This is a genomic window from Arcticibacter tournemirensis (assembly GCF_006716645.1).
Classification (GTDB): Bacteria; Bacteroidota; Bacteroidia; order Sphingobacteriales; family Sphingobacteriaceae; genus Arcticibacter; species Arcticibacter tournemirensis.
In genome coordinates, this window is sequence record NZ_VFPL01000001.1 from 21,480 (window position 1) to 41,447 (window position 19,968).

The 19,968-nt window shown below is 42.6% G+C and carries 19 protein-coding genes; 10 read left to right on the forward strand and 9 right to left on the reverse strand.

What is annotated here, in order from left to right:
* Window positions 1-35: 35 nt before the first annotated feature.
* On the reverse strand, window positions 36-512 hold the full coding sequence (locus tag BDE36_RS00095; RefSeq protein WP_128769864.1) for a nucleoside deaminase: 477 nt from the start codon (window positions 510-512) through the stop codon (window positions 36-38).
* A gap of 4 nt (window positions 513-516) precedes the next feature.
* Entirely contained in the window at window positions 517-852 is a 336-nt protein-coding gene (locus tag BDE36_RS00100; protein WP_128769863.1) for a tRNA-binding protein, read from the reverse strand.
* 72 nt (window positions 853-924) lie between these two features.
* Here BDE36_RS00100 and BDE36_RS00105 point away from each other — a divergent pair, with 72 nt between their 5' ends.
* Window positions 925-2,112, forward strand: a complete 1,188-nt coding sequence (locus tag BDE36_RS00105) for a class I SAM-dependent rRNA methyltransferase (RefSeq protein ID WP_141813275.1) — start codon at window positions 925-927, stop codon at window positions 2,110-2,112.
* 6 nt (window positions 2,113-2,118) lie between these two features.
* On the opposite strand, the gene BDE36_RS00110 is transcribed toward BDE36_RS00105, so the two are convergent.
* The 3 genes from BDE36_RS00110 to pnuC form a co-directional block, all read right to left on the reverse strand.
* Window positions 2,119-2,922 (reverse strand): TerC family protein, encoded by an 804-nt coding sequence (locus BDE36_RS00110; RefSeq protein ID WP_128769861.1) that lies wholly within the window; start codon window positions 2,920-2,922, stop codon window positions 2,119-2,121.
* 333 nt (window positions 2,923-3,255) lie between these two features.
* Complete coding sequence (locus BDE36_RS00115) at window positions 3,256-3,789, reverse strand: AAA family ATPase (RefSeq protein ID WP_128769860.1); 534 nt, start codon at window positions 3,787-3,789, stop codon at window positions 3,256-3,258.
* Window positions 3,768-4,385, reverse strand: coding sequence for a nicotinamide riboside transporter PnuC (gene pnuC, locus BDE36_RS00120; RefSeq protein ID WP_128769859.1), 618 nt, complete (start codon window positions 4,383-4,385; stop codon window positions 3,768-3,770). The genes BDE36_RS00115 and pnuC overlap by 22 nt, the downstream gene beginning before the upstream one ends.
* A gap of 86 nt (window positions 4,386-4,471) precedes the next feature.
* Between pnuC and BDE36_RS24060 the strand changes: the two genes are divergently transcribed.
* Together BDE36_RS24060 and carB are read left to right on the forward strand one after the other, a co-directional pair.
* Window positions 4,472-5,449: an energy transducer TonB gene (locus BDE36_RS24060; RefSeq protein WP_235833118.1), complete on the forward strand. Its 978-nt coding sequence runs from the start codon at window positions 4,472-4,474 to the stop codon at window positions 5,447-5,449.
* 207 nt (window positions 5,450-5,656) lie between these two features.
* A complete protein-coding gene (carB, locus tag BDE36_RS00130; RefSeq protein WP_141813276.1) occupies window positions 5,657-8,473 on the forward strand; it encodes a carbamoyl-phosphate synthase large subunit in 2,817 nt (938 codons plus the stop codon).
* An 81-nt stretch (window positions 8,474-8,554) separates the two neighbouring features.
* On the opposite strand, the gene radA is transcribed toward carB, so the two are convergent.
* The 4 genes from radA to BDE36_RS00150 all read right to left on the reverse strand — a co-directional run bounded on the left by radA (window position 8,555) and on the right by BDE36_RS00150 (window position 13,131).
* Window positions 8,555-9,934 carry a DNA repair protein RadA gene (gene radA, locus BDE36_RS00135; protein ID WP_128769857.1) on the reverse strand — a complete coding sequence of 460 codons (1,380 nt, stop codon included), beginning with the start codon at window positions 9,932-9,934 and terminating at the stop codon, window positions 8,555-8,557.
* Between the two features lie 148 nt (window positions 9,935-10,082).
* The gene (locus BDE36_RS00140) at window positions 10,083-11,633 is read right to left on the reverse strand and encodes an Rne/Rng family ribonuclease (RefSeq protein ID WP_128769856.1); all 1,551 of its coding nucleotides are present in this window, start codon (window positions 11,631-11,633) and stop codon (window positions 10,083-10,085) included.
* Between the two features lie 313 nt (window positions 11,634-11,946).
* A complete protein-coding gene (locus BDE36_RS00145; RefSeq protein WP_235904473.1) occupies window positions 11,947-12,792 on the reverse strand; it encodes a tetratricopeptide repeat protein in 846 nt (281 codons plus the stop codon).
* A 6-nt stretch (window positions 12,793-12,798) separates the two neighbouring features.
* A complete protein-coding gene (locus tag BDE36_RS00150; RefSeq protein WP_109415489.1) occupies window positions 12,799-13,131 on the reverse strand; it encodes an HU family DNA-binding protein in 333 nt (110 codons plus the stop codon).
* Between the two features lie 272 nt (window positions 13,132-13,403).
* Here BDE36_RS00150 and mutY point away from each other — a divergent pair, with 272 nt between their 5' ends.
* The 7 genes from mutY to BDE36_RS00185 all read left to right on the forward strand — a co-directional run bounded on the left by mutY (window position 13,404) and on the right by BDE36_RS00185 (window position 19,905).
* Window positions 13,404-14,477, forward strand: a complete 1,074-nt coding sequence (gene mutY, locus BDE36_RS00155; RefSeq protein WP_141813277.1) for an A/G-specific adenine glycosylase — start codon at window positions 13,404-13,406, stop codon at window positions 14,475-14,477.
* 4 nt (window positions 14,478-14,481) lie between these two features.
* Complete coding sequence (locus BDE36_RS00160) at window positions 14,482-14,919, forward strand: single-stranded DNA-binding protein (protein WP_141813278.1); 438 nt, start codon at window positions 14,482-14,484, stop codon at window positions 14,917-14,919.
* Window positions 14,920-15,398: 479 nt separating this feature from the next.
* Window positions 15,399-16,100, forward strand: coding sequence for a GNAT family N-acetyltransferase (locus BDE36_RS00165; RefSeq protein ID WP_141813279.1), 702 nt, complete (start codon window positions 15,399-15,401; stop codon window positions 16,098-16,100).
* A 1-nt stretch (window position 16,101) separates the two neighbouring features.
* Window positions 16,102-17,316 carry an argininosuccinate synthase gene (gene argG, locus BDE36_RS00170; protein ID WP_141813280.1) on the forward strand — a complete coding sequence of 405 codons (1,215 nt, stop codon included), beginning with the start codon at window positions 16,102-16,104 and terminating at the stop codon, window positions 17,314-17,316.
* A 2-nt stretch (window positions 17,317-17,318) separates the two neighbouring features.
* On the forward strand, window positions 17,319-18,353 hold the full coding sequence (argC, locus tag BDE36_RS00175) for an N-acetyl-gamma-glutamyl-phosphate reductase (RefSeq protein WP_141813281.1): 1,035 nt from the start codon (window positions 17,319-17,321) through the stop codon (window positions 18,351-18,353).
* A 37-nt stretch (window positions 18,354-18,390) separates the two neighbouring features.
* On the forward strand, window positions 18,391-18,744 hold the full coding sequence (locus tag BDE36_RS00180; protein ID WP_141813282.1) for a four helix bundle protein: 354 nt from the start codon (window positions 18,391-18,393) through the stop codon (window positions 18,742-18,744).
* Between the two features lie 27 nt (window positions 18,745-18,771).
* Window positions 18,772-19,905: an aspartate aminotransferase family protein gene (locus BDE36_RS00185; protein ID WP_128769849.1), complete on the forward strand. Its 1,134-nt coding sequence runs from the start codon at window positions 18,772-18,774 to the stop codon at window positions 19,903-19,905.
* Window positions 19,906-19,968 lie beyond the last annotated feature (63 nt).

Consider the following 19,968-nt stretch of genomic DNA (forward strand, 5'->3'; position numbering starts at 1 on the left):
ATAACTTATGCTTAAATTTTTTGTTCAGCAGTATGTCAACTTTTACTTCTTTTCCTTAAAAAGAAGTTTTTCATCAACGTAGCACAATCGTTTTCTTTTACCCCGCTAACTATTTCTGTCCGGGGATGAGTGATTTGCTGGTTGATGCGACTAAACCCCCGCTTCATATCGTGCGCTCCAAAAACAATACGGCTTATCTGAGTCCAGTATGAAGCTCCTGCACACATAATGCAAGGCTCAATAGTGACATATAACGTGCAATCTTTTAAATACTTCCCACCTAAATAATTAGCAGCGGCAGTAAAAGCCTGCATTTCTGCATGTGCTGTAACATCATTCAGGCGTTCGGTGAGATTATGGCCACGACCAATGATCTTACCATTACATACCACTACTGCTCCAATCGGCACCTCATCCAGATCTAAGGCAACTTTAGCCTCTTTAATTGCCTCGTTCATGTAAAATTCATCGGGAGCTATGGAAGGCTCATCTGTAAAACTGATATAACGCATTTCTCTAAATTAATTTTGAGCCGTTCGGGACCTGTCGTTCAATAGTAGAAAGTACAATATCACCGTTCATGTCTGCAAATCCTGTTACGAGAAACTCGGACATAAAGTTTGCAATTTGCTTAGGAGGAAAATTAACAACTCCTATGATTTGTTTTCCGTACAGCTCTTCTTTCTTATAATGTTTGGTTATTTGTGCACTGCTCCACTTGATTCCGTATTCACCAAAATCAACTTTCAGTTTATAAGCAGGCTTTTTCGCTTCAGGAAAATCCAATACTTCCAATACCGTTCCTGCCAGAAGCTCAACTTTTTCAAAGTCTCTCCAGGTTATGTGTTCCATCTTACCAAACTTAGTAAATTGCTTTTATTTGCAAAATATACAAACTGATAAACATAATCTTAGATTTGCAGCATGGCAGAGATTCGTTTAAAAAAGGGAAAAGATAAAGCAGTACGACAGTTGCATCCATGGGTTTTTTCGGGAGCTGTTGACAATGTGAAAGGAAGCCCTGACGATGGCGATATTGTAACGGTTACAGATCATTCAGGTACATTCCTGGCGAAAGGCTTTTTTAACAGCCAGTCGAGGGTTGCTGTCCGCCTCCTCGAATGGACGGAAAACACAGATATCAATGAACTCTGGTGGAGAAACAAAATACGTAAATCTCTTGAATCCAGACAGGGTCTTTTGGACTCTAAGGAGACAAATGCATACAGGCTGATTTTCAGCGAAGCTGATTTCCTCCCGGGCCTGATCGCTGATCGCTACGGCGATTATATTTCGGTACAAATTCTCACATCGGGGATTGAGAAAGTAAAAGGAGTATTGCTTGATGAGCTGCAACAGCAGCTGCGCCCAAAAGGGATATTCGACAGAAGTGATGCTTCTGCCCGTTCGCACGAGGGATTAGATGCTTCTTTTGGAAGCCTTTATGGGGAGGAGCCACCGGAATATGTTGAAGTGTCAGAAAATGGCATCAGGTATCTGATAAATATAGCAGAAGGTCAGAAGTCTGGTTTCTTCTGTGATCAGCGTGACAACCGCAGAGTGGTATCGGAGCATGCAAGCGGCAAGCGTGTGCTCGATTGCTTCTCTTATTCAGGCGGCTTTACATTGAACTGCTTAAAGAAAGGCGCTGCTGAAGTAATTAGCGTGGACAGCTCTCCGCTTGCCATTGAAACTCTTAAGCGCAACGTAAGTTTGAATGGCTTTGATGGTCTTAAACATCAGGCGATTCAGTCGGATGTGAATAAGCAATTACGCTTGTTTAAAGAACAGGATGAACGCTTTGACGTAATCGTGCTTGATCCACCGAAATATGCTCCCTCGCGATCATTGCTTGACAAGGCTTCGCGTGCATACAAAGATCTTAACAGGATCAGTATGGGTCTCCTTAACAGCGGCGGACTCCTGGCGACATTTTCATGCTCGGGGGCTGTAGACATAAATCACTTTAAGCAGATACTGGCATGGGCAGCATTAGATGCTGGAAAGGACGTACAGTTTATACATCAGTTCTCGCAACCTGAAGATCATCCTGTCAGAGCCTCTTTCCCCGAAGGAGAATACCTGAAGGGATTGTTGTGTAGGGTTATCTAAAAGAAATTATTTATTCTGTTCAGGCGCCGTATTACTCTCATCAGGCAGGTTCCTTAAATGGACCGGCTTGGCTGAGCTTGCTTTCATTTTCAGATTCAGCATCTCGACCAGAACAGAGAAAGCCATAGCAAAATAAATATATCCCTTGGGTATGTGCTGTTCAAAGCCTTCAGCCAGCAAAGACACGCCTATCAGCAACAGGAATGACAATGCGAGCATTTTAACCGTAGGATGATTATTTACAAACCGGCTGATGCCGCTGGCTGAAAGCATCATTACGCACACAGCAATTACAACAGCCGCGATCATTACCAATACTTCATCGGCCATTCCGACTGCTGTTATCACAGAATCAAGAGAGAACACAATATCAAGAAGCAGAATCTGAATAATTACTCCCGAGAAAGACTTCACGGTTTTTGACTCCTGCTGATGATCTTCTCCTTCGAGTTTCTCGTGAATTTCACTGGTACTCTTGTAAATTAGGAACAGACCTCCTATAATCAGGATCAAATCACGCCCCGAAATCGCCATCTTTTCCAGCCACTCTTCGTTTGCTATCCCAATCCATTCACCAACATTAAAAAGGGGCGTCGTTAGCTTCATGATCCAGGTTAATGATAACAACAACAACACACGGGTAATCATGGCAAGTGCTAAACCCAACTGCCGGGCTTTCTTTTGTTGATGCAAAGGAAGCTTACCTGAAAGAATCGATATAAAAATAATGTTATCAATTCCTAACACAATCTCAAGCACCGTAAGGGTGATGAGCGAAATCCATATTTCGGGGGTAGCTAATATTTCCATAAAATAAACTGTTCGAAGATAATGATCCGTTTTAAAATAAAAAAACCCTCCGCCTGGCGGAAGGTTTTAATCATTAATTTAAAAAGAACGTATACTTAGGAGAGCTAAGTCGAAGGATTAATAATGTGGCATTCAGAATACACCGATCAACCTTCTCTTTTCGTCCCGAATAACCTTTTGATTTAGAAGCGCTGCACGCTTTCTATTCTGTAGTTTCAGAAATCTATATACTAAAGACGCTACTTTATAATAAATGTTACAACCTCTATAAAACAGATAGACAAAATTAAAACAATCCCTGATATTAAACCGTTAAATTATGTTAAGCAATTATTAACAATGCAGATATTTATCCACAGCGGCGATGGCATTGTTAACACGGGTATCACTGCTGCCTGATACTACCACATAAGATGCATTTAATTCTCTAAGTTCTTTATGCCAAACGTCCATGAAGTATTCTCTAAGATGTGGAAAATCGCGCAGAGGATCGTCCATCCATGGCAAATCTATATCCATTAGCAGATAAAAATCGTAAGGATGACGCGGGAGCTTGTACAGCACTTCTTCCGGAGCCTTTCCGAACATATAATCACTCCAGATCTTTACGGTTATAAACGTAGTATCACAGATGAGGAGTTTATTTGCACTTCCTAGCAGTTGATTCTCAAGATCCAACTGCCCTCTGAACATATTGATTTCGTCCTGCCATGTGCACGGCTCTGTTAATTTGCTGCAATACTCACGGGCATACTCAGGTACCCAAACAGTATTATAATGGGCCGCGAGTTGGGCCGCGATGGTCGACTTGCCCGTCGATTCAGGGCCAACTATAGCTATCTTCTTTATATTTTCTGTGTTTTCCACGATCTTCTCCAGTCAATAAACCCTATTGTTGCAATAAACAGGAACAATAAATACAGAACGGCCGTTAAGGCAAGCTGCTTATATAAATATAAGGGAACGTAACAAGCATCCACAATAATCCAAAGGATCCAGTTCTGCATTACTTTCCGTGTCATTAAAAATTGCGCTACGAAACTAATGGCCGTGCAGGCTCCATCTATATAAGGAACGTCGCTGTTGGTATAGTGATCAAGGAAAAGGCCAAGAATATAAGAGAGTATTGCTATAGAAACCACCACCATTACATAACCTTCGGTATGAAGAGACACTACCGGTTTCTTATGCTGCTCCTTCCTTTTAATCCAGTAATACCATCCGTAAACGGCCGTGCTTAAGAAATACAACTGAAGGACAGCATCGCCATACAATCTATAATCGTAAAACAGGACGGCATAAGCCGCAACGCTGATTATAGAGACAGGCCAGTTCAATATGTGCTGCTTCGCCGCAAGATAAACACATAAAAAGCCGGTAATGGTACCCGTCCATTCGAGAGCAGATGTTTCGACCAGTTGATTCCAGAAAAGCCGCCAGAAAGTAGTTTCGCAGAGGATCACTTTGCAAAAGTATAAAAAGCAGGAGCGGGGGCAAGAAAAAGCTTCTTCAGGATAAAAAAAATAAATATTTTTACTGAAAATAGTATATGAAGAAAATCCTTATCCTCGGTTTGTTTATCAGCACCGCTGCCTTCGGCCAAAACAAACAAGAAACCTTTTTTCTAAAAGACAACGGTGAGCAAGTAAAGAAAAAAGAGAAGGCCGACTTTATACGGATCGTAGAAGAGCCTGATTCTGGCTCGGTGCTTTATAGTGTGAATGAATATTATCCGGATAATTCTAAGAAACGAACGGGACTTGCATCAAAGATTGATCCCTCACTTGTATTTGAAGGAGAGGTTACTTCGTATTACCGAAATGGTAAAAAGAAAGAGGTTACTAACTACCAAAACGGCCGCCGGGTAGGTAATGCGTCCTTCTATTATCAAAACGGCCAGTTACGGGAAGTCGTTGAAATCATTCCGGGAACGGGCAAGCCAGGGTCGACTAATGATTACACACGTGAAAGACAAAGGCTCATTAGTTTCTTCGATTCTACCGGTGCTCAATTAGTAAAAGATGGCACAGGCGCCATCAAACGTTTTAATGACAAGAATGAAGTAACTGAGGAAGGCAGCTACATTGAAGGAGAAAAAGATGGAATTTGGAAAGGGCGCGTCGGAAGGTCAACTTATGAGGAAACCTATGAAAAGGGCAAGTTCGTCCAGGGTGTATCAAAAGATGAACAAGGAATTACCAATCAATATAAAGAATTAGAAAAGATGCCTGATTATCCAGGAGGTATCAAAGAATTTTACTATTATGTCGGAAACAACTTTTCTTACCCAGCGGAAGCACGAAAGAAGGGGGTAAGCGGAAGACTTATAATGGGTTTTGTTGTAGAAAAAGATGGTAGGCTTTCTAATATTAAAATAATAAGGGATCTGGGAGCAGGCACCGGCTCTGAAGCCATAAGAATGCTGAGAAGTTCGCCAAAATGGCTTCCGGGCCAGCAGCATGGTATACCGGTCAGAGTACAATATACTCTACCTATCATGCTAAACCTGGAACCGTCGGGCCGCTAAATTAATATGTAATTTTCGCGACCACCTATTTACGTTGTATATGCAATGTGTTAAAAAATAATACATTTATTACATACAGAAACGCTTGAAATGCTTACCTTTGCATCCCGACAATCCAGTCGGGATTTTTGTTTTTATACATCACTAATCTCCCTGGCTGCTAAGTCTTTTTTGACTTGAATTTTAAAATTTGACTTTAATAACTCCATGCCAAAAGATTCTTCAATTAAATCAGTCCTGATCATTGGTTCAGGACCAATTATTATCGGCCAGGCCTGCGAATTTGACTATTCGGGCTCACAAGCTGCTCTGTCACTTAAAGAGGAAGGGATTGAAGTTTCTATCATCAATTCCAATCCGGCTACTATTATGACGGATAAGGTGATTGCCGACCATGTTTATCTTCGTCCTTTAAATTGCCAAAGCATTGAAACAATCCTTCAGGAACAGAAGATTGACGCTGTTCTTCCTACAATGGGGGGGCAAACGGCCCTGAACCTTTGCAAGGAGGCTGAGGAGCTGGGCATCTGGGAAAAGTATGGCGTAAAGGTGATCGGGGTCGACGTTGCGGCTATCGAGAAAACGGAAAACCGTGAGGAATTTCGCCAGCTGATGATCGATATTGGGGTAGGCATTGCGAACTCAAGAATCGCTAACTCCTTCCTTGAAGGAAAAGAAGCAGCACAGGAGATAGGATTCCCGCTTGTAATCCGTCCGTCTTACACCTTAGGTGGTACAGGCGGTGGTTTTGTTCACAAAAAAGAAGAGTTCGATGCAGCGTTGAGCCGTGGACTGCAGGCTTCGCCTACGCATGAGGTGCTGGTAGAACAGGCCGTGCTTGGCTGGAAAGAGTTCGAGCTTGAACTTTTGCGCGACAATAAAGACAATGTTATTATCATTTGTTCTATTGAGAACTTCGATCCTATGGGGATCCATACTGGCGATTCCATTACGGTAGCGCCAGCAATGACGCTTAGTGACCGCTGTTATCAGGAGATGCGAAATCAGGCTATCAAAATGATGCGCGCTATCGGCAACTTTGCGGGAGGCTGTAATGTTCAGTTCTCTGTTAACCCTGCCGACGAATCGATCATTGCTATTGAGATCAACCCCCGGGTATCTCGCTCGTCTGCCCTTGCATCGAAAGCAACGGGATATCCTATTGCCAAAATAGCTGCTAAACTGGCTATCGGCTTCAATCTCGATGAAATTGAGAATCAAATCACCAAAACCACTTCTGCATATTTCGAACCTACACTCGACTATGTAATCGTTAAAGTTCCGCGCTGGAACTTTGATAAGTTTAAGGGTGCCAATAAAGAACTTGGCCTTCAGATGAAATCGGTAGGCGAGGTGATGGCAATAGGCCGTACATTCATAGAAGCTCTTCAAAAAGCAACTCAAAGTCTCGAAATAGGCCGTGCGGGATTAGGGGCGGATGGCAGGCAGAATCGTAACCTTGAAGAAATAATGCACGGGCTGGAGCATCCAACATGGAACCGCGTGTTCCTCATCAAAGATGCAATGAGTCTTGGTGTTCCGATCGAGTCGATACGCAAAGTAACAAGAATAGATAAATGGTTCCTTGTACAGATCCAGGAGCTGGTAATTCTAGAGCAGGAGCTTAAGCGTTATTCTCTGAATAACATCCCTAAAGACTTTTTCCTGACACTGAAGCAAAAAGGTTTTTCAGACATACAGATAGCATGGCTCTTAGGTAATGTAACCGAAGATGAAGTATACGATCGGAGGAAAGAGCTCGGCATTAAACGGGTTTATAAGATGGTCGACACCTGCGCCGCTGAATTCCAGGCGCAAACTCCATACTATTACTCCACTTTCGAAGATGAGAACGAGTCGCAGGTAAGTGATAAAAAGAAGATCATCGTGCTTGGCTCAGGGCCTAACCGGATCGGACAAGGTATAGAATTCGATTATTCCTGCGTTCATGGCTTACTTGCGGCAAAAGAATCGGGTTACGAATCTATCATGATTAATTGTAACCCTGAAACAGTGTCAACAGACTTCAACATGGCTGATAAGCTGTATTTCGAGCCGGTTTTCTGGGAACACGTAAGAGAGATCATCGAGCATGAAAAACCCGAAGGCGTGATCGTTCAGCTGGGTGGTCAGACAGCTCTAAAAATGGCTGAAAAGCTTCATGAAAAGGGTATCAAGATCATCGGCACTACCTTCAATGATATGGACATTGCCGAGGACAGGGGTCGTTTTTCTGATCTGCTGAAAGATCTCGGCATTCCATACCCTAAATACGGTGTTGCCGAAAGTGCCGAAGAAGCTATTGAAGTGGCTCATCAGGTTGGCTACCCTGTGTTGGTAAGGCCTAGCTATGTCCTTGGAGGCCAGGGAATGAGCATTGTAATAAATGATGACGACCTTGAAAAAGCAGTAGTTAAACTATTAGGCGACCTTCCTGGAAACCGCGTACTGATTGATCATTTCCTTGACCGGGCGGAAGAAGCCGAATCAGACTCTATCTGCGATGGTGAGGATGTTCATATTATTGGTTTAATGGAACACATAGAGCCTGCGGGAATACACTCCGGCGACTCCAGCGCTGTTCTGCCTCCGTTCAACCTGTCGGAAAACGTGATCCGCCAAATGGAGGAATATACAGTTAAACTCGCAAAGTCGTTAAACGTACGCGGTCTGCTCAATATCCAGTTTGCTATAAAGCAGGAAAAAGTATATGTTATTGAGGCAAATCCACGCGCTTCGAGAACAGTACCTTTCATTGCGAAAGCATATGATGTTCCTTACATCAATATAGCTGCAAAGATCATGCTTGGAGTTAATAAACTTAAAGACTTCAACATCGAAAGGAAACTGGTAGGATATGCTATTAAAGAACCGGTGTTCTCTTTCGATAAATTCCCTGATGTAGACAAACAACTGGGTCCGGAAATGAAATCTACCGGCGAAGCTATCCGCTTTATAACGGGGGTCGATGATCCTTACTTTGTGAAGCTATACAAGGAAAAGTCGATGTACCTGAGTAAGTAGTTAAGAGTTAAATGTTTAGAGTTGAAAGTTAGAAGTGCAAAACTTTATACTTTCAACTCTAAACTCTCAACTCTTTCAGCTTTACCCAAATAAACTCCCAAACACCTCCTCTATCTTTGATACACTTTTAATCTCGATTGTATATCGCGAAGTGTCAAGTCCCTTTTGGTTGTACTTAGAAATATAGATTTGTTCGAAGCCCAGTTTCTGTGCTTCAGCGATACGCTGCTCGATGCGATTTACCGCCCTTATTTCTCCCGACAAGCCTACTTCGGATGCAAAACAGATTTTAGAAGACACGGGAATGTCTTCATGAGATGAGATAATGGCAACAATAATACCCAGATCTACTGCTGGATCTTCTACTCTTAACCCTCCGGCAATATTCAGAAAGACATCTTTAGCACTTAACCGAAAACCACAACGCTTTTCGAGTACTGCAAGCAGCATATTCATCCTTCTGGTATCAAAGCCTGTGGCAGAACGCTGAGGGGTACCATATGCAGATGAACTTACCAGGGCCTGGGTTTCGATGAGCATCGGCCTGGCGCCTTCAAGCATGGCCGATATTGTAATGCCACTCAGCTGCTCATCCCTTTGCGAAAGCAATATCTCCGAGGGGTTAGATACTTCACGTAAACCATTACCCTGCATCTCATAAATACCGAGTTCTGATGCCGATCCAAATCGATTCTTAACAGCGCGTAATATACGATATACATGATGCCTGTCGCCCTCAAACTGAAGAACGGTATCCACCATATGCTCCAGTATTTTAGGTCCGGCAATAGCGCCATCTTTAGTAATGTGGCCAATTAAAAAAACGGGAGTGGAAGTTTCCTTAGCAAAACGCAGAAGCTCGGCGGTACATTCACGGACCTGCGATACGCTGCCGGGAGTTGATTCTATATGAGCAGAATATAGGGTCTGGATGGAGTCAACTATCACAAGCTGCGGCTCAAGAGCTTCTATCTGTTTAAATATATTCTGAGTAGAGGTTTCTGTGAGTATATAGACATCGCCTCCTGCCGAACCAGACGACAGCCGCTCTGCGCGCATCTTTATCTGATGTTCGCTTTCTTCCCCAGAAACGTAAAGAACCCTTAAATTTGGCAGATTAAGGGTCAGTTGCAGCATCAGCGTCGATTTCCCTATGCCCGGCTCACCCCCTATTAATACCAGGGAGCCAGGAACGATTCCCCCGCCTAATACCCTGTTAAATTCACTATCAGGAGTAACAAGCCGGTTTTCTTCTGTATATACAATTTCATGTATCGCTGTAGGTCGTGTCACCCGGGAGCCTGAAGGACTGACTTTCCAGTCGGGAGCTGCATTTCCGGGCTTTTGAATCACTTCTTCAACAAAGGTATTCCACTGGTTGCAGGAAGGGCATTTTCCAAGCCACTTCGCCGACTCATATCCACAGCTTTGGCAAAAATATGCTGATTTCGTCTTGGCCAATTTGTTCTTCTTTTAATTTTTGATATATCCGGTAACGCTTAAAGCTAAGCGCCCGGGTTTGTCGGTAATAGTAAGCTAAACTACGTAAAATCATAATACCGAACTTACGATGTTTGTAAGTCCGGTATTATGGTTTATAAATAGCAAATTATAATTTGATCTCTTCCTCTTTGGAGTTGAGGAAGTGGAATTCAGTAAGGTAATACGATGGAATAGCTTTAACAGTGATCCATTTGCCAAAGTTAAAGAACCATTTCCACTGTCTGGAGATAAAGCCCTTCTTGATATAGGCTTCAATATAAGGATGTACACAAAGTGTCACACTCTTCTCATTCTGCTCATTCAGAATATAGGTGAGATTGCTCTCAATGTCGTCCATCAAAATGATGCTTGCCTTGATTTCTCCGGTACCGTTACAAGCAGGGCATTTTTCATTTGTTACTATGTTCATCTCAGGACGAACGCGTTGCCTTGTAATCTGTACAAGGCCGAATTTGCTCGGAGGCAATATTGTGTGCTTCGCACGATCAAGCGCCATTTGCTGCTTCAGATAATCGAAAAGCTCTTTGCGGTTATTAGGCTTATGCATATCGATAAAATCGACCACTACAATGCCCCCCATATCGCGCAAACGAAGTTGCCTGGCGATCTCCCTTGCTGCTTCCTTGTTTACCTGAAATGCATTTTCTTCCTGGTTTTCAGGATTAGCTGTTCTGTTACCACTGTTTACGTCAACGACGTGAAGAGCTTCGGTATGTTCAATAACCAGATAAGCCCCTCCTGCGAGGTTAACAGTACGACCAAAAGCTCCCTTTATTTGTTTCTCAACTCCAAAATGTTCAAATATGGGTTCCCGGTGCTTATAAAGTTTTACAATCTTCTCAAGTTCGGGAGAGATCCCCTGAACGTAAGAACGTATTTCTTCATAAATACTGGTATCATTAACATGAATATTCGTGAAATCGGCGTTAAGAAGATCCCGGAGAATAGTGGATGTTCTGCCCATTTCACCTAATACTATCTTCGAAGGCTCGGTTGTACTCAACCGTTTGGAAAAAGTTTCCCAGCGCGCTATCAGATCAAGGAGATCTTTTTGAAGCTCGGTGACACCTTTCCCTTCGGAAACAGTACGGATAATTACTCCGAAACTCTTCGGTTTAATACTTTCAACTATCTTTTTTAAGCGATTCCTTTCAGTGTTACTCTTAATCTTTTTTGATATGGATATAGAGTCGGAGAAAGGCACCAGAACAACAAACCTTCCCGCAATGGAAAGATCAGAGCTTAAGCGCGGGCCTTTAGTTGAAATTGGCTCTTTCGCGATCTGCACAGGCAACAGCATGTTGCGGTTCAGAACTTCAGAGATCTTGCCGGATTTATTGATATCTTCTTCCAGCTTAAAACTATTCAGCAGTTTATCTTTATAACTGCCATTCTTTACAATCTTGGTCAGCTTAATCAGCGACAATACCTGAGGCCCCAGGTCAAGATAGTGCAGGAAAGCGTCTTTTTCGTAGCCTACATCTACAAAAGCAGCATTTAACCCGGGCATAATTTTCTTTATCCGGCCCAGGTAAATATCTCCAACAGCATAGTTGTTGTTAATGTGCTCTGCGTGAAGTTCTACGAGTTGCTTGTCTTGCAGTAAAGCTATAGTCACCCCACTGGGGCTTGAATTGATTATTAATTCCTTTACCAACAGCTACTCTTTTAATGGCGGATTATTCCACCGCCAGCGTACAACACCAGAAATGATTTATAACACAAGAACCCCCGGCCGCGTGTGCGTGGAGGTCTTTAAGTGATAAGTCATAAGTAATAAATACTAAGCGATAATTCTATACCTTGGTATAACATCCACTGAGTACCCTTACCAGTGACTTAAATTTATTTTTTCTTGTGTCTGTTCTTTCTTAAACGCTTTTTGCGTTTGTGGGTAGCCATTTTATGTCTTTTTCTTTTCTTACCGCTTGGCATAATCTTAAATTTTTAAATGTTTTTATTGTTATTAATTAATTCTTTAATTCCTTGATCCTTTTGTCGATGTAAGCTGAAAAACCAGGATCTGCAGCAAGCTCCTTACTTTTCTCAAAAGCGGCGATAGCTTCGCTTTTTTCACCTAAGTTTTCATAGCAGGTAGCCAGGTAGAACCACGCATCAGGAATCTGTTGCTGAGCAATAACTGTCTTGAACCGATTAACGGCCTTATCGAATTGACCAGACTTGATTGAAAATAAACCAAGACTCATGTTGGCCTTGATATTTGAAGGATCCTCTTTCACTACCCCCAGCAGAAGCTGAATGCCTTGCATTGGGTTAGAGCTGTCGTTTACATACGCAACACCGAGGCCTGTCTTTGCTTCCAGACTAGCGGGCTGCAATTCTAACGCTTTCTGATATGATTCGATCGCTTTTGCTACAAGACCGGGTTGAATAAGGCTGTCCTGAGTAGTTTGGTAGGCATTTGTAAACAAGTCGCCTGACTTTAGCCATTCAGAATATTGATTACTGGCTTTAGCGAGTTGTTCGAAGTAAAATGCCGCGGGAGCAGGCTGATTCAGGTCATCCCATTTCTGAGCGAGCTGTTTTTGCAATTTCAGTTTCTCGGATTCTCCGGCATTTTTCAGTTGGCTTTCCAGCTCTGATATCTGACGGGAAAAATCAGGAGTGATCGACTGCTTGGCAGTATTTGACACACTTTCGAGAGAAACTACCGTCGCCTGAGAGGCACTAGTAGCAGCTTCTCCCGAATGCTGTCCTTCTTCTTTTACCAATCCTTTGATATCAAGAGAAAGCAAAAGGCCCATTAGTACTACTACTAATCCTATTACCGCTATTTGCTTTCTTTTGATCATCATTTAATACTATGCTTCTGTAGCTGTTTTTGCTTCTTCAGCCGCAGCTGCTAATTTTGTAACGTTTCCGTTTTTAACTTTTTCAACAAACACCTTGGCGGGTTTGAAGCTTGGAACAAAATGTTCGGGGATAATAATGGCTGTATTTTTTGAAATGTTACGAGCTGTCTTTGTTGCTCTTTTCTTTACAACAAAGCTCCCAAAACCGCGCACATATACGTTTTCACCATTAACCATTGAATTCTTTATCACTTTAAAAAACGCCTCTACCGCTTCCTGTACATCTAACTTTTCGATACCGGTTTTGCTGGAGATCTCTGCGATAATTTCTGCCTTAGTCATATCTTAATTTGATTAAACTTTTCGTAAACTCTTAATTGTTTTGGGGTTGCAAAAGTATTGGTTTAAATTGATAACCTAAAATAATTCCCGAAAAATTTATTCTAACTCCCGCGTTGACAGTTCGATACATTTTAAAATCGCCCGATTTTCAGGTTTTTCTAAACTTAATTACTATTAAGTACTCTAGATTATGCCCGGGGATAAATGGCTATAAGAAACTGGGTTTGATTTCCGACCGGCAGATTTTACCTTTGCAAATCTAGGGGGGAATTATGCGTTTTATCGATGAAGTAATTAACTGGTACGAACAAAACAAAAGGGATTTACCCTGGCGAAACACTCAAGACCCCTATCTCATATGGCTTTCGGAAATTATTTTGCAACAAACCCGTGTGGATCAGGGAATGCCCTACTTTTATCGTTTTTCGGAAAAATACCCTACTGTTTCTGATTTCGCCACAGCTTGTGAGGATGATATCTTAAACATGTGGCAGGGACTGGGATATTATTCGAGAGGAAGGAACATGCACCACACTGCCCGCATGGTTATGGAAGAGCATGGCGGATATTTCCCACAGAAATACGATGAACTTATTAAGCTGAAAGGTATCGGAGAGTATACTGCCGCAGCAATCTCCTCTTTCAGCTCAAATGAAGTAAGGGCAGTGGTAGATGGTAACGTGTTCCGGTTACTCTCCCGTTATTTCGGAATTGATGAGGCAATAAACAGCACGGAGGGTAAGAAAACGTTTTATTCGCTGGCAAACGAAACTATCGACAAGGACCGGCCGGGCCTGAGCAACCAGGCATTGATGGAATTTGGTTCTCTCCAATGCAAGCCTGTGAATCCCGACTGCGCTACCTGCCCGCTTAGACCCGGATGTGTCGCATTCAATAAGCAACTTATTGCTCTGTTACCGGTAAAGTTGAGGAAAGCCGCGGTCAAGGATCGCTTTTTCAACTACATCATTGCCGCGGACGATAACAGGATCCTCATGAATAAACGTACCGAAAAGGACATCTGGCAAAATCTTCATGAGTTTCCCTTGTTTGAAACGGAGCATCCGGTAGATCCGTCAGAACTAGTAAGCAGCGCTGATTTCATTGATCATTTTGGGACGCAGGTGCAGATACAGGCTGTATACGGACCGGTGAAACATCTTTTAAGTCATCAAAAGCTGCACGCCAGATATATCGTCATCAAGGGATTTAAAGATGGTTTTAAATCTAAAAAACCCTGGTTTTATGTCAATTACGACGAGCTCGAACATCTCGCGCAGCCCAAATTAATTTTTGCATTTCTGGAAATGTTTCCTACCTTGAAAACTGATTTACATTCTTATTAAACTCATGTCAGGCGTTAATAAAGTTATTCTAGTTGGGCATCTGGGCAAGGACCCGGAAGTCCGGCACCTCGAAGGAGGAGCCACTGTTGTCAACTTCACCTTAGCTACAACCGAAACATATACGCGCGATGGCCGTAAAGTCGAACAAACCGAATGGCATAATGTGGTTATGTGGCGGGGCTTAGCAGAAATCGCAGCAAAATACCTCCAAAAAGGAAAGCTGGTATATGTTGAAGGAAAGTTGAGAACCCGCTCTTATGACGACCGGGACGGCAACAAAAGATATGTTACCGAAATAGTTGCCGACAACTTTAACATGCTGGGCAGGAAAAGTGATAACGAAAATGGCACTAATCAGAGCACAGCAAGCCAAAACCCTTCGAAACCGGAAGATCAGATGATCGGGATGAACGATAACACCGAAGACGATCTGCCCTTCTGATGAAAACTAAACCTGGTTCATAGACAACGACATCGAATAATCCTGTTGTATAACTCTGTGAACCAGCATTACACCTCTACCCTACGCCTCTCAAAACGCAAAAAACCTCTTTCTTTACCTTTAGATGAATAAAATTTAAAATTACTCTTGTAATACTAAATTATTATTCGATAATTTTGCACTGTTTTTAAAAATTAAAACACTGTAAGTCAAAGCTAAAAAATGAACGTATCCATCATTACCCATACTACCGCAACGTCAGCCAAAACAGGTTATGCGTGCGCTATGGTACGTGAGAAACATAACAGTGAAAAATTAATTTTAAGACACCGACGACCATTCATGCCAAGAGTTTGATTCTGTTGGCAGCCCTACTCTCTCAAACCAGCCGGAAATCCCGGCACCGATATTGATAATAAATTTTCTTAAACTTAATAGACGAGGTATAGTCTTATCCGAATAATCGGATTATTACAATAATGGACAAAAACGAATTCTCTGTAGTAGTAGCATCTGAAGCGCATGCCGGGTATGCAGAACAGATATGTGATGAAATGGCAGAATCGGCAAAAGCAAGAGGTACAGGAATTGCCCGCAGAAGCCCTGATTATATAGTTAATAAAATGACCGAAGGGAAAGCTGTGATTGCTTTACACAAGGACGGTACATGGGCTGGTTTCTGTTATATTGAAACCTGGAGCCATGGGCAGTTCGTTGCAAACTCGGGATTAATTGTGAATCCCTTATACCGCAAATGCGGACTTGCAAAAGCCATCAAAAACAGGATCTTCGCCCTTTCACGAGAAAAATATCCTGATGCCAAAATCTTTGGTCTCACCACCGGATTAGCTGTTATGAAGATCAACTCCGAATTAGGCTATGAACCAGTTACTTATTCTGAACTTACTCAGGATGAAAATTTCTGGAGCGGATGCAAGAGCTGTGTAAATTTTGATATTCTAACAGCTAAAGGCAGAAAAAACTGCCTCTGCACAGCCATGCTTTACGATCCGGTGGAGAAACAGAAGGAAATTGAAGAAAAACAGAAGCAGCTTGAAGAGGAAATGAAAAAATCAAGCCGTAAAACTTCCTTGTTTGAACGGATTGAAGAAAAGCTGCGCGGCTCTGTGAAGGTCCTTTTCTCTTTTATATTACTCATCCCGAAACTTTTACACTTATAAAATGAAGAAGAAAGTTGTTTTAGCCTTTAGCGGAGGTCTTGATACCTCCTATTGTGCTATTTATCTTACCAAAGATCTTGGACTCGAAGTGCATTCCGTGATCGTAGATACCGGCGGTTTCAGCAAAGAAGAGCTGGAAAATATAGAGAAACGTGCTTATGCTTTGGGGGTAACATCTCACCATGCAGTAGATGCTGTAAAAGGATATTACGACAGCTCTATAAGATATCTTATTTATGGCAACGTACTTAAGAATAACACATATCCTCTTTCTGTTAGTGCTGAACGCGTCACACAGGCAACAGCTATTGCCGAATATGCAAGAGAGATCTCGGCTGACTATGTTGCACACGGCTCCACAGGCGCAGGGAACGACCAGGTGAGATTTGATATGATATTCAACATCCTGATTCCGAATGTGGGTGTTATTACTCCGATCCGGGACCTAAAGCTTAGCAGAGAGGCTGAAATAGACTACCTTAAGCAACATGGAGTTGAATACAACTTTGAAAAGGCCAAATATTCGATCAATAAAGGGATCTGGGGCACCTCTGTAGGCGGTAAAGAAACGCTTACATCCAATGAAATGCTGCCAGAAGAAGCCTGGCCGGTACAGGTTACAAAAGATGGAACTGAAAGGATAGAACTTGAGTTTGCAAAAGGAGAGCTGGTTGCACTGAACGGACAGAAATACGACCATCCTACCGAAGTCATCAAAGCTCTTCAGGCTATAGCTCAGCCTTATGGCATAGGCCGCGACGTTCACGTTGGTGATACCATTATCGGCATTAAGGGCCGTGTGGGCTTTGAAGCTGCTGCACCGATGGTAATCATAAAAGCACACCACACGCTCGAAAAACATACGCTTACAAAGTGGCAGCTTAGCTGGAAGGACCAGCTGGCAATGTTCTATGGCAACTGGCTGCATGAAGGACAGTTCCACGACCCGGTAATGCGCAACATAGAAGCTTTCCTCCGTGACACTCAAAAAACCGTGTCGGGCAAGGTTTTCGTTCAGTTGATGCCTTACCGCTTTCAGGTGATAGGTATTGAATCGGCTCACGACCTGATGTCTAGCAAATTTGGGAGCTATGGTGAAATGAATAACGCCTGGACAGGTGATGATGTTAAAGGGTTTTCCAAAATATTTGGTAACCAGGTAATGATCTATCACAAGGTTAATGCCAGCCTTTCAGAAAACGAAGTCAAATCCTGATTATGGAGAACGCACAATTAGTACCAGATCCTGCCGGTGCAGGGTTTGAGGGATTCAGGATAAGGGCGGGCATTGTTGGAGGAGCGGGGTATACGGGAGGTGAGCTACTGAGGATTTTGATTAATCATCCTTACGTAGACATAACGTTTATACATAGTAAAAGTAATGCCAACAACTTCATCCATGAAGTGCATGCTGATCTTTTAGGTGATACAAGTCTTAAATTTACCGATACCCTCAGCCAGGACATTGACGTCCTTTTCCTTTGTGTAGGCCATGGCGATGCCAGGAAGTTTCTGGATGCAAATGAAATAGAAGAACGTATTAAGATTATAGATTTAAGTCAGGACTTCCGCTTAACTACAAACCAAACGCATAAAGCTAAAAGCTTTATTTACGGTTTGCCAGAGCTGCAAAGAGAAGAGATCCGTACTGCTCGTAATATAGCAAATCCGGGCTGCTTCGCCACCTGTATTCAGCTGGCTTTGCTTCCCCTGGCCAAAGCGGGACTGCTTAACAAGGAGGTTCACATCTCGGCGACCACAGGATCTACGGGGGCGGGACAAAGTCTTTCTGCAACCTCGCATTTCAGTTGGAGAAATAATAACGTCTCAGTATATAAAGCGTTCGGACATCAGCATCTTAAAGAAATAACAGAGTCACTCAATAGCCTAGGCTCCTTAATCAAAGCTGACGAGTTAAGTTTTATACCCTACCGCGGCGATTTCACACGAGGCATTATGGCATCCCTTTATACCGAATGTGACCTGAGCGGAGAAGAAGCTGAAAAGCTCTATACTGATTACTATGCAGAGCATCCTTTTACCCATGTCTCTGCCAAAAATATCGATCTGAAGCAGGTTGTGAACACAAATAAATGCCTGCTGCACGTTGAAAAACACGGCAGCAAGCTGTTGATCCTGAGCATTGTGGACAACCTGCTTAAAGGAGCATCAGGGCAAGCAGTGCAAAATATGAATTTATTGTTCGGACTTGACGAAAAGGAGGGGCTACGGCTGAAGGCGACAGCGTTTTGATGAAGTTGAAAGTAAAAGGTCAAAAGTTAAAAGACTTATGCAGGACTATAAAGAGCTTAACGTTTGGAAGAAGTCACACCAGTTTGTGATTGAAATCTATAAGAATATAATCTCTTTTCCAAAAGAAGAAACTTTTAATCTTGTAAATCAATTAAAACGTGCTTCAGGCTCTATCCCTGCTAATATAGCTGAAGGTTGTGGCAGATATACGCAAAAGGATTTTGCATCATTCTTACAAAATGCGCTGGGCTCAGCACATGAAGTAGAATATTTGCTTCTATTATCTAAGGACCTCAAGTTTATTTCCTCTGATCAGTACGAGCTGCTCAATGAGCAAATTTGTGAAATAAAAGCAATGTTAATTGCTCTTATTAAAAAAGTAAGACTTTAAACTTTCTACTTTCAACTCTTAACTCAAATGAAATTATTCGACGTTTATCCGCTTAACCCAATAGAAATCACAAAAGGCCAGGGAAGCCTGGTATGGGACAATAAAGGACAGGAGTATCTTGATCTGTATGGAGGGCATGCTGTTATTTCCATCGGACATACTCATCCGCACTATGTTCAGCGGCTTACAGATCAGCTGCACAAGATTGGGTTTTATTCTAATTCGGTAGAGATACCTCTGCAATCTCAGCTGGCGGAATTACTTGGTAAAGTATCAGGGAAGGCTGATAACCAACTTTTCCTATGTAATTCGGGAGCAGAAGCAAACGAAAATGCGCTAAAGCTTGCTTCGTTTTACAACGGAAGGAAGAAGGTTATCGCCTTTAAGGGTGCTTTTCATGGCCGTACCTCATTAGCTGTATCCTGTACAGATAATCCTAAAATAGTAGCTCCTGTTAACCAGACTGAAAACATCATCTTTTTGCCTCATAATGATGAAACTGCGTTGGAAAGGATATTTTCTGAATCTGGAAATGAAATATCGGCAGTAATTATCGAGGGGATACAGGGTGTTGGAGGTATCAGGGTCGCCACTGAAAGCTTTCTTCAGAAATTACGTTCGCTTTGTGATCAGTATAATGCGGTTTATATTGCCGACTCCGTGCAATGCGGATACGGCCGGTCGGGAAAATTCTACTCCCATGACTTTGCCGGCGTAGAGGCCGATATTTACACCATGGCTAAAGGAATGGGAAACGGCTTCCCTGTGGCAGGGATTTCTATTGCGCCTAAATTCAAGCCGTGGCACGGAATGCTGGGAACTACTTTTGGCGGAAACCATCTCGCCTGCGCTGCTGCTGTAGCTGTCCTCGAAGTTATTGAGAATGACAAGCTGATGGAAAATGCCCGGACTATCGGCTCCTATCTTATTGAAGAATTAAGCAAGCTTGATAAAATTTGCGAAGTTCGCGGAAGAGGACTGATGATAGGGATTGATCTTCCCGAGGAACTCTCTCATGTAAAAAAAGATCTGTTATTCAAACACCATATTTTTACCGGCGAGTCGAAGCCGAACGTGCTCCGACTACTTCCGGCATTAAATTTAAAAAGGGAGCATGCCGACAGGTTCCTTGACGCCCTTAACAAAACGTTGAATCAGTAATCCCTTACAGGAGGAGGAGCAATGATACGGCATACAAAATATATTGGATACCATTTTGTCATC